General features: G+C 42.4%; 9 protein-coding genes and 1 tRNA gene. 6 read left to right on the forward strand and 4 right to left on the reverse strand.

Annotated elements, in window-relative coordinates; all coding sequences use genetic code 11:
- The first annotated feature begins 1,175 nt into the window (after window positions 1–1,175).
- Complete coding sequence (locus ACT7WV_RS05520; RefSeq protein ID WP_445101940.1) at window positions 1,176–3,425, forward strand: Tex family protein; 2,250 nt, start codon at window positions 1,176–1,178, stop codon at window positions 3,423–3,425.
- A 23-nt stretch (window positions 3,426–3,448) separates the two neighbouring features.
- Here the strand turns inward: ACT7WV_RS05520 and ACT7WV_RS05525 are convergent, their stop codons facing one another.
- Both ACT7WV_RS05525 and ACT7WV_RS05530 read right to left on the reverse strand, forming a co-directional pair.
- On the reverse strand, window positions 3,449–4,045 hold the full coding sequence (locus tag ACT7WV_RS05525) for an arsinothricin resistance N-acetyltransferase ArsN1 family B (protein ID WP_445101941.1): 597 nt from the start codon (window positions 4,043–4,045) through the stop codon (window positions 3,449–3,451).
- 35 nt (window positions 4,046–4,080) lie between these two features.
- A complete protein-coding gene (locus ACT7WV_RS05530) occupies window positions 4,081–4,857 on the reverse strand; it encodes a class I SAM-dependent methyltransferase (RefSeq protein ID WP_445101942.1) in 777 nt (258 codons plus the stop codon).
- A 171-nt stretch (window positions 4,858–5,028) separates the two neighbouring features.
- Between ACT7WV_RS05530 and ACT7WV_RS05535 the strand changes: the two genes are divergently transcribed.
- The 4 genes from ACT7WV_RS05535 (at window position 5,029) to ACT7WV_RS05550 (ending at window position 12,245) form a co-directional block, all read left to right on the forward strand.
- A complete protein-coding gene (locus tag ACT7WV_RS05535; protein ID WP_445101943.1) occupies window positions 5,029–6,276 on the forward strand; it encodes a hypothetical protein in 1,248 nt (415 codons plus the stop codon).
- A 79-nt stretch (window positions 6,277–6,355) separates the two neighbouring features.
- A tRNA-Gly gene (locus ACT7WV_RS05540) sits at window positions 6,356–6,426 on the forward strand.
- Window positions 6,427–6,727: 301 nt separating this feature from the next.
- Window positions 6,728–9,181 (forward strand): 3'-5' exonuclease, encoded by a 2,454-nt coding sequence (locus ACT7WV_RS05545; RefSeq protein ID WP_445101944.1) that lies wholly within the window; start codon window positions 6,728–6,730, stop codon window positions 9,179–9,181.
- On the forward strand, window positions 9,174–12,245 hold the full coding sequence (locus ACT7WV_RS05550; RefSeq protein ID WP_445101945.1) for an RNA-directed DNA polymerase: 3,072 nt from the start codon (window positions 9,174–9,176) through the stop codon (window positions 12,243–12,245). Before ACT7WV_RS05545 ends, ACT7WV_RS05550 begins: the two co-directional genes overlap by 8 nt.
- Before the next feature lie 248 nt (window positions 12,246–12,493).
- Here the strand turns inward: ACT7WV_RS05550 and ACT7WV_RS05555 are convergent, their stop codons facing one another.
- Window positions 12,494–13,456: a protochlorophyllide reductase gene (locus ACT7WV_RS05555; protein ID WP_445101946.1), complete on the reverse strand. Its 963-nt coding sequence runs from the start codon at window positions 13,454–13,456 to the stop codon at window positions 12,494–12,496.
- A 241-nt stretch (window positions 13,457–13,697) separates the two neighbouring features.
- Window positions 13,698–14,270, reverse strand: coding sequence for a hypothetical protein (locus ACT7WV_RS05560; protein WP_445101947.1), 573 nt, complete (start codon window positions 14,268–14,270; stop codon window positions 13,698–13,700).
- A gap of 340 nt (window positions 14,271–14,610) precedes the next feature.
- On the opposite strand from ACT7WV_RS05560, the gene ACT7WV_RS05565 reads away from it, so the two are divergent.
- Complete coding sequence (locus ACT7WV_RS05565; RefSeq protein WP_445101948.1) at window positions 14,611–15,561, forward strand: FTR1 family iron permease; 951 nt, start codon at window positions 14,611–14,613, stop codon at window positions 15,559–15,561.
- The last annotated feature ends 138 nt before the right edge of the window (window positions 15,562–15,699 follow it).

Raw genomic sequence — 15,699 nt, forward strand, 5'->3', positions numbered from 1 at the left:
TTGATTCCTTAGTGTAATTCTTTGTGAGTAACCACTAGCCAATCATTAATAGTCAAGTTTGTTCAGCATTGACAAGAAATTTGTCAATTTTGTCGGTGCAGATTTGGTCTTCACTTTGAATCGTACTAGGGAATTTTTTTCTACCATCATTGTTAATTATGGCTTTGAGCAATAAAAAGTGGCGTAAATCATGTGCAAAAATACAGTTTATTTATACTTTTTTCATTCAATTAATTTATTTAATCTATACTTCTACTAACAAATTAAATAGGATTTTTGCGAGAAGAAAACTCTACTTGTAGCAGCTAAACTATAAAAAAGAAACTCATCAATTCTCTTCCGGGAATTTTGGTATTAGTTATATTTTGCCAAATATATTACCCATCAAGGAAAACTAATCAGTAAACCAGTCCAAAAAACTGAATGCACTTCATTTCTAGAGTAGCTTAATTTAGTATAAATTAAATTTTTGCCTAAGCTGAGAAAATAATTGAACCTAGTGGACATAATTGTGATTTAGGACTTCAAGATTTTCTCTAGTTAAAAGATGATTTACATCTACCTGATCATCATTAGGATTTTATATTTCTACTAGTCTAGGGAGATTATTGCTGGTATCGAATACTAATTTTTTAGTAGTTTAAGTATAGACAATATATGCTTTTCAAGCCACCACTCTTGGTAAGTATCTCTTGGAAATTGGTTATTGAGCTGTATTGTAATTTGACAACCAAAAGTCATGATTATTACTTTCTTAATTCTCTTTTCTAGTTAACTAACAAAATGCCGGAAAATCAGACAGATTAATTTGCTCCGACTACTTGCATCCGAGTCCCCCCCGACTACACCCGGAACTGGCACAGAACACTTTCCCATTGCGTTAGAGCTAATTTGCTTAAGATTCTACTCTGGTACTTTTGAATTGTGCTGCTTCTCCTACTAAGACTCCTCTATCAGAATCGCTCCCAACAGAGATCGGTTTACTCCATCAGCAAGACGATTATTTTTCCTCCTTCGGAATAAATCACAGCAAATTTCAACAGAGTTGACTTCTGATTCACCAAGAATTGCTAATTATTTTAAAGGTTGCCTAGTACAATAGAGCAGTTGCCAGCTTTCTAGCAGGTAGAGGCTAGTCAGCTTATCCTGGAAAAGTCCGACTGACCACATACCTAATGCTGAACATTCCTCAACTACTGGCAAAAGAGCTTTCCCTGAAATCCTTTCAGATAGAAAACGCTCTTGAACTTTTTGCTGAGGGAGCAACAATTCCCTTTATTGCCCGTTATCGGAAAGAGCGGACAGGCTCCCTTGACGAAATTCAGCTGCGCGATATCTCCGAGAGATTTACCTACCTCACTGAGCTAGAAGCTAGGAAAGCGACGATTTTAGAAGAAATCGCTTCTCAAGGTAAGCTAACCGATGAACTCCAGGCAAAAATCGCTGCCTGCCTGCAAAAAACTGAATTAGAAGACCTGTACCTTCCTTATAAACCAAGACGACGTACTAGGGCAACCATTGCTAGAGAAAAAGGCTTAGAACCTTTAGCGGAGTTAATCAAATCTCTCAACACACCTAGCGCTGCACCAGCTTCACTAACTCAAGAAGCCACGAAATATGTCTCACCAGAAAAGGGAGTAAATAATCCAGAGGAAGCTCTGCGAGGTGCCTCTGACATTCTGGCAGAAGAAGTGTCTGAGAAAGCAAAGTTGCGTGCTTACCTGCGAGAATACCTGATGAATGAAGGGGTATTCGTCTCGCGAGTAAAAAAGGATTATCCGGAAGGCACTACTAAGTTCGAGATGTACCGGAATTTCCAGATTAAAGCGAATAAGATTGCACCGCATAATATGCTGGCACTACTACGCGGTGAAGCAGAAGGAGTACTAAACCTAGAACTCTCCTTCGATGAAGACTTGGTAATGTCTTACCTGGAGTCGCAGGAAATACAGACGAAAGTGCCAGAAATTCGGGATTTTTACCGAAAAATTCTCAAAGACGGGTTTAACCGTCTAATGAAAACATCACTGACTAGCGAAGTGCGCTCTGACAGAAAAGCTTATGCTGATATCGAGTCAATTAAGACTTTTGAGACTAATCTGCGTGAGTTATTACTGTCTCCACCAGCCGGAATGAAGCCAACCTTAGCCGTTGATCCAGGAATCCGCACTGGTTGCAAGGTGGCTGTTTTGGACGAGACAGCAAAATTTCTGGAATATCAGACGATTTTCCCCTTTCAAGCCCCAGCTCAGCGTCAAAAAGCGGCTGAAACAATCAAAAACTTTATTGCCAAATACAACATTGAGCTAATTGCTATTGGTAATGGTACAGCTTCCCGTGAAACAGATGAGTTTATCTCCGATATCCTCAAAACCCTGGAACATCGGCCAATTAAAGTAATGGTCAATGAATCTGGCGCATCAATTTATTCAGCAAGTGACTTAGCCAGAGAGGAGTTTCCTGATCAAGATGTTACGGTTCGAGGAGCGATTAGTATTGGTCGCCGTTTGCAGGATCCTCTAGCAGAGTTAGTCAAAATTGATCCTAAGTCAATTGGTGTAGGACAATACCAGCACGATGTTGACCAAAAACTACTCAAAAAAAAGCTGGATGAAACTGTAGAAAGCTGTGTAAATTATGTCGGTGTTGATTTAAATACTGCCTCAAAAGAACTGCTAACTTTCGTTTCTGGATTGACACCAACTGTTGCCAAAAATATTGTCAGCTACCGCAACGAACAGGGCGCTTTTAAAAATCGCAAAACCCTCCTCAAAGTATCGAAGTTGGGACCAAAAGCATTTGAGCAAGCGGCTGGTTTTCTGCGTATTCGCAATGGCGATAACCCCTTGGACAATACGGCTGTGCATCCAGAGAGTTATGCAGTAGTAAAAGCGATCGCTTCTGACTTAAATTTAACGCTGGAGAAAATTACCCAAGCGGCAGATCGACTCAAGTCGATGGATCTCAAGCAATACGTTACCGATACTGTCGGCTTACCAACCCTACGAGATATTATTAGTGAACTGGAAAAACCAGGAAGAGACCCACGCGCTGAATTCAAGTATGCCACCTTCAAAGAAGGAGTCAAAGAAATTAAAGACCTTACGGAAGGTATGGAACTTGAAGGGATTGTAACCAATGTTGCTAACTTTGGAGCCTTTGTGGATATTGGCGTTCATCAGGATGGATTAGTGCATATTTCACAATTAGCTGATCGCTTTGTGGATGATCCTAAACAGGTGGTTAAAGTAGGACAGGTGGTTAAAGTGTGGGTACTCTCAATTGATGAGAAATTAAAGCGAATTTCTCTGTCAATGCGATCGCCACAAAATAGTCAGCCTAGCAACAAAAAAAATGGTACGACCAAAAAGCCTACGGGGACAAAACTTGAGGATTTGCAAGCTAAGTTTGGCAAGAAGTTGTAGTAGAAGAAATCTTTAGGTTCTAATTACAGGCGCAGTATAGAGAGTCCACTGTTTAAGGCTTCCTGCCACTGTGCAGAATGTTGAACTTCACTCAACGGCAGGGGTGGGTGCGCAGGCACTAATCTTTCTGATTGTAGCGATAGTTGCCACCACCCCACATCGTGCCACTTACCAAGCTTATATCCCACTAATTGATAGACAGTAAAATGGGAAAACCCGACAGATTCATGCAAGGCGACACTCGCTGGATTTGGTAGAGTAATTCCAGCGTAGACATTATAAAAGCCTTGGAGTTGCAGCACCTTAAATAAAGAAGTGTAGAGAGCCTTGCCAACTCCTTTCCTTTTATGGTTAGCTGCTACGTATATGGAAGATTCAACAGACCATTGGTAGGCTTCACGTAGACGGTGTTTACTCGCACAGGCGTAGCCTAAAATTTCTCCATCAACTTCGCAAACCAGCCAAGGACTATACTCCAAAATAGATCGAATACGCTCGGTAAATTCTGTTTTGGTGGGTGGCTCCACATCAAAAGAAATGGCAGTTTCCTGTACTACCGGAGCATAAATTGCCAGCATTTTCTGGGCATCACTTTCCTTGACTAGCCTGATTGCATCCATTGCTAATTAGCCCCCAAAATCATTGCTGACTATTGTCACTCCTGTGGCTTCTGGAACACCATAAAATGTTGCTCAGGTAAAAAGCTTTTAGTTGCTAGCCATTGCAAACCCATCGCTTTCATTTCTTTACGGGCTTGTTTTTGGGTCATTTTGTGAAGAGCCTTAATCATAATCAAGGGATTCTCACGCCGATACTCTACTAGCACCACGCGTCCACCTGGTTTGAGTGCCCGGACAATTCCTGAGATCATTTCCCTAGGATACTCAAACTCATGGTAAGCATCCACCATTAGTGCCAAATCAACGCTTTCCTCCGGTAGGTTGGGTTCGTTGAGGTCACCCAAAATAGGCTCAACATTAGTAATCTTATTCTCTTTTGCTAAGAACTCAATAATATCAAGCATTTCTGGCTGAATATCCACTGCCAAAACCTTTCCCTGAGGCACTAAAGGACTGATACGGAAGCTAAAATAGCCAGTACCTGCTCCAAGATCTGCCACAACATCAGTAGGCTTCAAGTCAAGGGCATCTACCACCTGCTGTGGTTGCTCTGTAGCCTCTCGACTCGGTCGCTCCAGCCAAAGAGCCTCCGTATGTCCCATCACCTTAGCAATTTCTCTGCCCATGTAGAACTTGCCAATGCCATCTGAGCTATGAAAAGTCCTCTCCTGGTAGATAACTTCAGGTTCAGTAGCACTGCTCAAGGTTGCACAACCGCCGAGCATCAGTCCCGAAAGCATCAGCAAAATTACTATGATGCTCGACCTGATCCACGGATGAACTTGCTGTAGTTGGAGTGAGAATATGCTCATTCTGGCTAAAAACACCTGGTGGATTGATGTTGGTTTAACTTAAGTAATCTTGTCATATGATGCAAGGGGATGATAGGTTCGCCTGAAATCTCCAGCAATTGCCGCTTTTGTCCGGAGCACGTTGATGCTTTTTGGCACTATTGAATAAGGTGTATCCACGAGCTTTGAAACATGGCACCATCAACTGTAATACAGACTACTCCAATGCCCGAACGGCATCACTCAGATCCGAAGGGGTTATGGGTAGCTGCTATTGTGAGTTCTTTAGTCGTTAATTCACTTGGCTTTTGGATGCTGGGTATGTTGCTGTGGGAACGCCTCCAGGACTTGCAGACGACTACAGATTTTATTCCTGTAGATCTGATTGTCCTGGATCCTGAAGATACATCACCAATCAAAGAAACTCAAAATGCTGTCAAGAAACCATCCCAGAACGAAGTACAACCCACTCAACAACCTACACCAAGTGCTTCCCCTAACCAGCAGCAGAACAAGCCAACCCCACAGCCTGAATCTCAGGCATCGCCAGGAGAATCGACCCCTAGGGAACAACAACCCAGTCAATCATCTGTAACAGAGACACCTGTAGCTAGAGATCCCGTTCCACCGCCGCCGCCACCACCACCACAGGAATCAATACGTCCGCTTCCACGACCGATTCCGCCATTACCTCCGATTCCGCCGCCACCTCCACCACGGCAGTCAATACCTCCGGTTCCGCCGCCACCACCACGGCAGTCAATACCTCCGGTTCCACCGCCATTGTCCTTCCCTGGCGAGCCAGTACCTGCGGAACCGCAACCACTGCCACCACCGCCCTTCTCAAGTGAACCACCCGCACCTCCTGAACCTTTCGAGTATCCACTACCACCCCAAGCCCCTCCAGTAAACCAGGTGCCTCCAGTTTTTCCGGGAATACCAGATTCGGGAAGCGGACAACCTCAACCGGAAAGTGGGCAACCTCAACCGGAAAGTGGGCAACCTCAGCCGGGAACAGGACAACCTCAACCGGGAAGTGGGCAACCTCAGCCGGGAAGTGGGCAACCTCAGCCGGGAAGTGGGCAACCTCAGCCTGGAGGAACATATCAGGTAACTTTCACCGATCTAAGAATTTCCGGTCTTCCTCCAGGTGTAGACAGTGTCAGCAAACTACCCCAATCCACGCCTAGAGAGAAAAGGATTAATCTGCGTTCGGTTTCCAATGCTGGTCAATCCCTAAGCTTGGGAATTACTGTCAGGATTGATCGCACTGGCAAAGCCACCGTTATTTCTGCTGTATTGGGGCAAGATAGTGGCAATGTTGATGTGATGCAGCTAGCAAAGGAAATCATCGACCAATGGCAATTTAGTCCCGGTTACGATGGACAAAGTCAACCTTTTGACCAGACGTATGAGGTTAACTTCCAAATCACTCCGTAATTTAATTAAGAAGGATGTTGTCTATTAAGGTGAAAATTGTGCTAACTTATTTAGAGTGCAAATTAATATGCCAAAAACTGCGGGCGTAGTTTAGTGGTAAAACCTTAGCCTTCCAAGCTAATGATGCGAGTTCGATTCTCGCCGCCCGCTTTTATAGATGTAGAGTGAACAATTATTTGTCATCAATGATTACTTAGTGTCGCTAAGTTAGCAGTGACAAATTAGTATCATCTTACAAGGTTCGGTTACAGGAATGTGTGGCAACTGGGATCGATCGCTTTCCCTGTGGATGGTTTGCGATAGGGGAGAGTTACCCATCCGGAGAACCAACTACCTTGTATGTATGAATTATTGTTGACGTTAGCATGATCAGCGCTAGCTCGGCAAAGTTTACTGAAAAAGCGATCGCATTCATCAACGCTTGCGAGATAACTTTAGAGTTTTGCTCAATATGGAAAACGAACTTAACTCTCAACAGAGAGCGATCGCTAACCACACCAAAGGTGCAGTTTTAGTACTTGCTCCTGTTGGTACGGGTAAGACTCGCGTTTTAGCAGAGCGAGCTTTAAATGCAATGAAGAGAGGTATTTCTCCCCAAAGAATTCTTTGCCTCACGTTCACTAACCGAGCCTCTCAAGAGATGAGAGGACGCTTGTCTCAGTACTGTCCAGATCATTTACCCTATCTTACTATCAAGACATTCCACGGTTTATGTGCCTCAATGCTGAGGATAGAGGCTAGTCAGCTTGGCATACCAGCAGATTTTGTAATTTATGATGATGCTGATTGCATTGAACTAATCAAGGAAGTCTTTAGTTTTTCTAGAGATAAAGAGGCTAAGCAGTTATTCTTTGAGCTGGCTAACTGCAAAACTAAAGCTCGTAATTTCCAGCTATCTCTCAGTAATTCCCTAGAAGAACTGTACACAACACTAGAGAAATATGGGGCTAGACGTGCTGCTCAATATCAAGCCATTCTGCAAAAACGCCACGTTCTAGACTTTGGGGATTTACTTTTTTATGTTCGGGCAATGTTGCATCAAGAACCAGAGATTAGCCAACGTTGGGCGGAAAAGTTCGATTTTGTCCAAGTTGATGAGGTTCAAGATACTCATCTTTCCGAGTACAGCCTTGTCAGTCACTTAGCATCTCGAAGTGGCAATTTAGCGATGATTGGAGATTTAGACCAAACAATTTATGAGTGGCGAGGATCTGAACCTGATCAAGTAATTGCTCAATTCAAACGCGACTTTCAACCGACAGAGTATTCCCTAACCTGGAACTATCGAGCAACAAAAACTCTCTTACAAGCCGCTTCTGGTTTTGCAGATTCCTTTGAGCATCGGCAAACTCAGATTAAACCAGCCCCTAATTGTGAGCTAGGAGAACCAATTCAAATTCATGTTGCTAAAGATGAACGGGCTGAGGCAAAGTGGATCGGCAGACAGATTCAGCAATTAGCAGGCGATTGCCGAGATTTTGCTTACAGTCGAGTGGCGGTTCTCGCTCGTAACCATCGGCGAACAGAAATAGTTAGTCAAGCACTGGAACAGATGGGAATTCCCTGTGTGACGGTTGAGCGGTTCCAATTTTTCATGCGACAGGAAGTTAAAGATGCTTTGGCTTACCTGCGTCTAGTTTTGAATCCCTTTGATACAGGTTCGATGCGTCGGATTTTGCTCCGTCCAAGTCGTGGAATTGGAGATGTAACCATCAATAATGTTATTGAAGAGGGTAAAGATTGTGGCTTTAGACTGACGGATCTGGTATCTAGTCAGACGCTTATCGATGACGATCCTTTTGGTGAACTACTGAGTGCCTATTCATCCCTAACGGTAATTGTCTTTGATGTTGAGACAACAGGATTTTCCGTCAGCCAGGATGAAGTTGTAGAAATTGCTGCAATTCGTTTATTTCAGGGACAACCACAGGATGAGTTTCATGCTTATATTGCCAACACAGTAAGTGTTGGTGACTCGGAGTGGATACACGGACATAGCGATCGCTTCTTAGCAGAACATGGTAGACCAGCTCAAGAGGTTTTCCGCGAATTCTTCGAGTTTGTGAGAAATGCCATGTTAATTGGCCATAATGTCGGCTTTGACATCAAGATGGTAACAGCTCAAGCGCAGAAAGCTGGTGTATCCGTTCCCAAGCTGCGATGGGAAGATACTTTAGAGCTAGCAAATCGCTTCATCAAAACTGAGCGCTACAGTCTGGAAGCCTTGGCAGAACACCTGAATCTTGCACATTTGCCTAGTCATAAGGCCATGGATGATGTAAGAAGCACAATTGACTTGCTAGCAGTACTAATTCCACTGATTGGACGCAGGGCAGATTACCGTCAAGCGTTGGTTTATCGCTACGGCGAAGAGTTTGATGAACTAGCTGAACAAATGGATAACTGGCGTGATGCCAGCCAAACCATGCGACCTTCAAAACTGCTAGACAAATTGCTAGTTGAATCTGGACTCTACAAATATTACCAGTCAGAAGAAAAACGACAGCAAAACCTATTGCATCTTGTAGAAGTTTTTCAAGAACAGGATAATCCAAATTTGCACCCTGACACAGCTTTACGCAGCATTCTTGAATTCACAGCCCTGGCTAAAAACTTGGATCAAGTCTCTCAAAATGACAACCAAGTTCCGATTATTACTATTCATCAATCCAAAGGTTTGGAGTTTGACACAGTTTTTATTGCAGGGGTTACTGAGGATGAGTTTCCCAGTTTTTTTAGTGTTCGTGACGATAATTTAGAGGAAGAAAGGCGCTTGTTTTATGTTGCCATGACGAGGGCAAAGCAAAGGTTGTTTATTTCAGCTTATTCGAGAGATTTCCGGGGCTACTCAAAATCTCCCGGTAAATTTATTAACGAAATACCTAAGGAATATATCAGTGAGTGATAATACCCCCATATATCGTTGTTTTCATCCTCTGGTTGCAGAAGCTTATACTGCTGTACATCAGTGGCTTGATAGTATTGATATAGCCAAAGGCTATAAATCAATAGATCCTCGAAAAAAGTGGCAAAAGATACTGCAAGGTGAAGATCTAAAGAGTGTAGCTTTCCAGTACTATAATCTTTTTCCTGCACACTACTTTAAAGCTGCACACATTTTAGAAAATGTTGTTAGGGAAGATAACTTAATAAGCTGGCTTAGGCATAAGCAAAGAATTTGCATTTTAGATATTGGATGTGGTGCAGGAGCTGGTACTGCTGCTGTAATAGAGGCAGCACTTATCTTGAAAGAAAAAGGGAAAATTTCAAATGACATTAATATTTTTGCTATTGGTGTAGATCCCAATAAATTTTCAATTCTTCTTTACAAGCAACTCATGGAGAAATTGAAAACTTCTGCCGTAGATACAATAGAGTTAGAATTCGCCTGTGTAAAGAGTGGTTTTCCAGAAGCCACACTTGGAATTATTCAAAACCTCAAAAAAGAACTTAATACATTTCATCTTCCTTGTCTTTCAAATATTTTGACAATTCAATTAAATGTCATTTCTCCATTTAGTCAAGGTTTTAGAAATAAAGAAGAGGAATATAATGAGCTGATGAAGATCGATCCTGAAATATGTAATTTCCTTACAGAAATTCCTGAAAATTTTGGTAGTACTGAGGCTTATGCGTATAAACAGATAATTGAAGATGTGCCAGTTGATACAATGCATGTCTTGACTATTGCAACTAAAAACATAGAAAAATATGTTCAAGCTAATACTAATAGTGAAGTAACTCTAGAGAAACGAGTCAAAGAAATGGCGTTGACTCTAAAAGATGTTATAGAAAAACGTCATGTAGTTAAGCAAATAAATAATGGCAATCATGAAATATTTTTTGAAAATCCGCATAGTAGTTATTGGAAAGATAAAAATAGGGATAAAACAGGTAATCCCATAATATTCTATGCTGATTTTCAAACGATATGGAGTGCTGATTTAACAGAGGATCAAGATTGGAATGGTGTAATAAGTCTCGACAATCTTAGGTTGGCTTGGGCAAGGGCACGCAACAACCTTTTAAGAGAGGCATTATTCGATGAAACTGAAATGCGTCTGTTTGAGCTAAGCCTCGATGTAAAGCTTGAAAGATTACGAGAACAACTGTGTGCTTATGCTAAAGACGTTGCCTTAACTGATGAAATTATTTCGTATAAAATACCTAAGAACTTAACACTTTCTCGCCCTAAAGGAATTTCACGTCTTGAAGAAGAGATTTTGTCAGTTGCAATTATCCAGAGATTAGGTGATAAGGCCTCTCAGTTGAGAGGTAGTAGCTACGCATATAGAATTTCTGGAAAATATGGACATAGAGACACAGAGTATCTTTATGAGTATTGGTTCAACGCTTATTGTTATTATATGAAAAAGGCGCGGGACAGTGCTAGCAACTACCCCAACGGCGCAATTTTGAATGTAGATATTGAATCTTTCTATACAAAAATAATTCAGGATCAGCTCTATAGTGGTCTTTCCAAAGAATTAACAGTTAGCCAACGTATACGCTGGCTAATCCGACTATTGCTTTCTAAAGATATTGATGAACATGAACTGGGTCAAGGGATAACGCAAGGAAGCATTGGCTCAGGCTTCTATGCAAATATATATTTAACTCCAATAGATGCAAAATTTGGAAGTGGTAACGAGTGGGGAGTTGAACTTCATCGCTATGTAGATGACATGATTATCATCATTCCAAATCCCGAAGATATGGATGAAGTTGAAGATACCTTAAGAGATGAACTACAAAAGCTAGGTCTAAACCTCAATGAGAAAAAAACAGAAAAAATTTATGATGTGTCTTTATTTTTAGAGCAATCTGAGGAGGATGAATATCTGGAGAGATTAAGCAATCGTTTTAAGAGTGTTGTAAATCCACTTTGGATTATGAACTCAGAACACCGTGCTATTTTTGCAAGTTCTTATCATACTGACATGCTCTGGTGGTACAACATTGAATGTTATCAAAATTGCTTAAAAGCAATAAAAATTTATACACATGAGACGGAACTCAGTCGCAGAATATATGAGTACCTCTTCAGCTCGAAAAGTCGCGATGGGGACTTGGCAAAGCAAAAAGAAGTTTTGGGACTAGAGGGAGAATTAAAGTCTACACAACCACCAAATAGCGATACATTTGATGCAATTGACCTATGGGCTGCATCCTTTATCAGCTCAAATAATATCTGGAACGAAAATAGAAATGACTTACGGAAACAACTAGTTGAGCTATTCCAGAATAGTTGGCGAGAGCTACAAGAATCAAACGGTAGTAAGCTAAGTGAAATACGCAAGCTGCAAAGATATATTCGCTTTGCCCTTTACAGACTTTCTGTTTTAGGACTTGAGGATATACTTAACGTCCTAATGGAAATTTTGCGTGAAGCTTTTTGGATCATCCGCGATCCCATAAATATATTGGAGAATTTAGCGCACCAAGGCTATCATAGCGAAATTAGAGCCTTATTAAAACACTATCGCTATCACAATCTTGAGCAGTCCGCTGAATATCTCAAAGCTATCACAATTAGAGCGATGCGGTTCCTTCCTAATGTTGATGCTCAAGAGTGGGAGCTAATTGTTGGATTTGCGACCATCTCAGATAGCTCAGTTAGTATAACTGAAAGACTTATGGCAACTGAAACTTGGTTATATTTGGGACATAAGTACAACGACTTTAAACAAAATCGTCATATTGAAGCTGTTAAAAAAGCTCTTCGCTCTGAACCTTTACCGCCAAGTAGGTTGGAGAAAAACTATCTTTTGATATTAGGACAGTTTGAGCCAAGTGCTGTGCAAGAATTCTCGGTCAACAAAAATGATCCCATGCTTGTTGGTGCACGAGATCTTGCTCTACAAGGTAGCCCATCTGAGATATTTGATCTACCGGAACCTAAAATTCTTCGAGAAAATTACTACAGTGGTCAAAGTCCAACAGATGATAATGAAAAAGGATCACCTTAAAGAACTCTCAGAAATTTCTCATTAATTCCCTCTCAACTTTTCCAGCAACACTTACCACGCCTCCATCTACTGCTGTAATTGCTAAATGCGTTACGTACTTTTAGCAAAACTTTTCACCTCCATCGGTGTACAGATACGGGGTTTACCACAGGTTCCCCACTCACTGTACACCTATCAAAATCTTGGTGAAGGAGGTTTCATGCCCACAAAATCCAAGATGCAAACGGTACTCTACACTCAGTACCCCATCACGCCACTCCCACTAACTTAGCGCTCAGTTCCCACATGCGCTCAGCCTTCTCATCATCACGGGCTTGAGGAGAAACCCTCTGAACAAAAGACTTGCCGTCTTTCTTCTGGCGATTTCCCCAACTCCAATAAATACCAGATTGTTTGTACTCAGGATCAGCAACCACCATCGCGACTCGCTCTCCTGCCAACTCTTGAGACACATACCCCCCAGTGATATATTTCTGGAATAAGGGGAAGATTTTCTGAAACAGGGGATAGTGGTTGCGGAATAGTGGTGTCTCTGCAACACAGCCCGGATAAAGTGAGCTGAAGGTAATCCCTGTCGCTTCGTGATAACGCCGATGCAGTTCTCGCATCGTCAGTACATTGCAAACCTTGCTATCCTTATAGGCCTTAACAGGTTCAAACTTCTTGCCATCAATCATCGAGATTGGCGCTTTAAAGCCCTCGGCAAAGCCCTTGAGTTCTCCTAAGTCAGGGCGCGGCGGAATCTTACCACCCAACTCGTCTGGATTATGCGTCACAGTACCCAAGATGACTAGCCTGGGGTCAGAAGACGAAGAGTTTTTCAGATCCTCCAGCATGAGGTTACACAGCAGGAAATGACCGAGGTGATTCGTGGCAACGTTCAACTCATAGCCTTCTGGAGAGCGCAATGGCTCTTTTAACAGAGGCATATAAATTGCGGCGTTGCACACCAAGGCGTCTAGAGATTTGCCGCTTTCCCTGAAGTTCTTGACAAAGTGTCGAACACTCTCTAGAGAACCCAGGTCAATTTCCATCAGCGTGTAGCTGTCCTGCGGTATTTCCAAAGTTTGAGCCGCTTCTTGGGCTTTGGCCAAGTTCCTACAGGCCATCACTACGTGCCATCCCCTTTGAGCAAGGGCTTTAGCGGCGTACAAACCGACGCCCGATGATGCGCCCGTGATCACAACTGTTGACTGATGATTTTGTGCCATTTCTTCATACTCCCTTGACCACCTTTGACTATTTCCAGGATCTCATAAGCATGCTCGCCATGACATGATCTGTGTATTTTTCTGAGATGCTCTGTATTAGAGAAAAATATGGTGAGTGGCAAATAGAAAACAAAAAATTGAGCTATGCACACTCCTCGTCGGGCTGATAGTCTCAATTTTTCCTTAGTAATCTTCTATTTTATCTTGACAACGAATTCCCGTTTTTCAAGGTGGGGAAAAGTCAACGTCTTCTATTTCTCCTATTATTATCTCTCACCTCTGTTCCCTGCTGAATTTGTCTAGCTTCGCGGCTGTTGGCTAAATCGCGGCGCACATCGGCAAGTGACCAACCTTCTCTTAGACGGTTAGTGTAAGTTTTCAGTCCACTGTTGTCTACATCGCGCCTGAGAATTTCTCGATAAATCTGGTTGATTTTATCTCGCGCCTCCCTAGAGTCAGCTAAATCGTCACGAACCTTCTCATAGTCCCAGTCTCCTGAGGTAACACGCTCGCCGTAAGTTCTCAAACCGCCGCTGTCTGCATTGCGACCGAGCACTTCTCGATAAATCTCATTGATCCTTTTATTGACATCTTCTCTGGGGCGAAGTCGCCGTAAATCGTCTCTTGTGGTTGGACGACGTTGATCATATTGCCAGTTGTCAGATGACCGAATCTCACGCTCAGTTGCTGGTCTCCCACAAACGACATCGTTGCTGCGTTCGCCAACAATGCAGATTCGTCTTTGTGCTTGAGCAGGGGCAATAAAAACACCTGTAAGCATTAGTCCTGTAATTGTCAAAATTCCTAATTTCATAACTTCTGACTTCCTAAACTAGAAATTGTTATGGGTTAATGACTACTCTAGAAGAGTTAGGTACTTAGTAGTTAAGATGATAGGCTGTGCTGTTGTTAGCTCACTTCGCCCAACTGGATTATGCCAGTGGGCTAGTTAACTCCAAAAATTGTAGTCTTTGGATTAAAAGACTAGAGGTTTGAGAAAAGTGTTCCTTACTCAGCGCTTGCACGATTAAGAGACTTGGACTTTTAAGGTTCGAGTTGTCAAACTTATCTGAAGAAAAGAACTAATAGCTAATTTCTAATGACAGCTATTTTCTCTAAGAAACTATACTCAACCGAAGCTACTCAGATTTAATATGGATTTTAGCGCTGCTCTGCCGACCTTTGTAATTACTCTACGAGAAGGCGTTGAAGCCGCCCTAGTCGTAGGAATTGTCTTGGCTTGCCTGAAAAAAGCTCAAGCCCAACAACTAAACTCATTGGTGTATGCCGGTGTGATAGCGGGGATTGTCGCTAGTGCCCTAGTTGGTGTCTTGTTCAGCTGGGGTATTCAAACCTTGAGTGCCAGTTATCCAGAATATGCAACACTAATTGAACCGCTTCTAGAGGCAGTTTTTGGTGTAATAGCGATCGCTTTGCTCAGTTGGATGTTGATCTGGATGACGCAACAGGCGCGAACTCTCAAAGGAGAAATTGAAGGCAATATCAAAACCGCAATCAACCAAGGTACTGGTGCTGGATGGGGAGTTTTTGGCTTAATTTTCGTTGCTGTCTTGCGAGAAGGCTTTGAAACTGTGGTTTTTATTATTGCCAAGTTTCAACAAGGGCTAGCACCAGCGCTAGGAGCAATTGGTGGCTTAGCAGGAGCAACTCTTATTGGTATTGTGCTGTTCAAGTGGGGCATCAAGATTAATATCCGCCAGTTTTTCCAAGTCATGGGTATATTGTTACTACTCATCGTTGCAGGTTTAGTAATTGGTGCCCTTAAGCATGTCGATCAAGCTGTTGCCATCTTGGCGCAAATGAACTCTGGGTTCTCAGGGTTGTGCTTTTCCTATAGCCCCTTGACAGAGTACTCTTCTTGCCTTCTTGGCCCGATGGTTTGGGATATTAGCGGCGTCTTACCCGATAACCAGTTTCCTGGATTAGTACTCAAAGCTTTGTTTGGTTACCGAGCAAAAATTTATCTAATTCAAGCTTTAGCTTACCTACTATTTTTGTTCTCGGTAGGTGGTCTTTATTTCAACAGCTTAAGCCAACAAACAACTACAACTGCTAAACCAGAACAGTCGGCAGAGAAAAATTAAACCAGGGAATATAGACATTGCTGATCACAAGTGCAGAAAAGACAACCCAGATTCCCGACTTCTGTGATAAATATCAGGGGTACTTAGGAATAAAGTTCTACTGCTTTTCCTCGACGGAATTAAACATCTCAAATCTCT

It is taken from the genome of Symploca atlantica LB2515 (genome assembly GCF_052546295.1).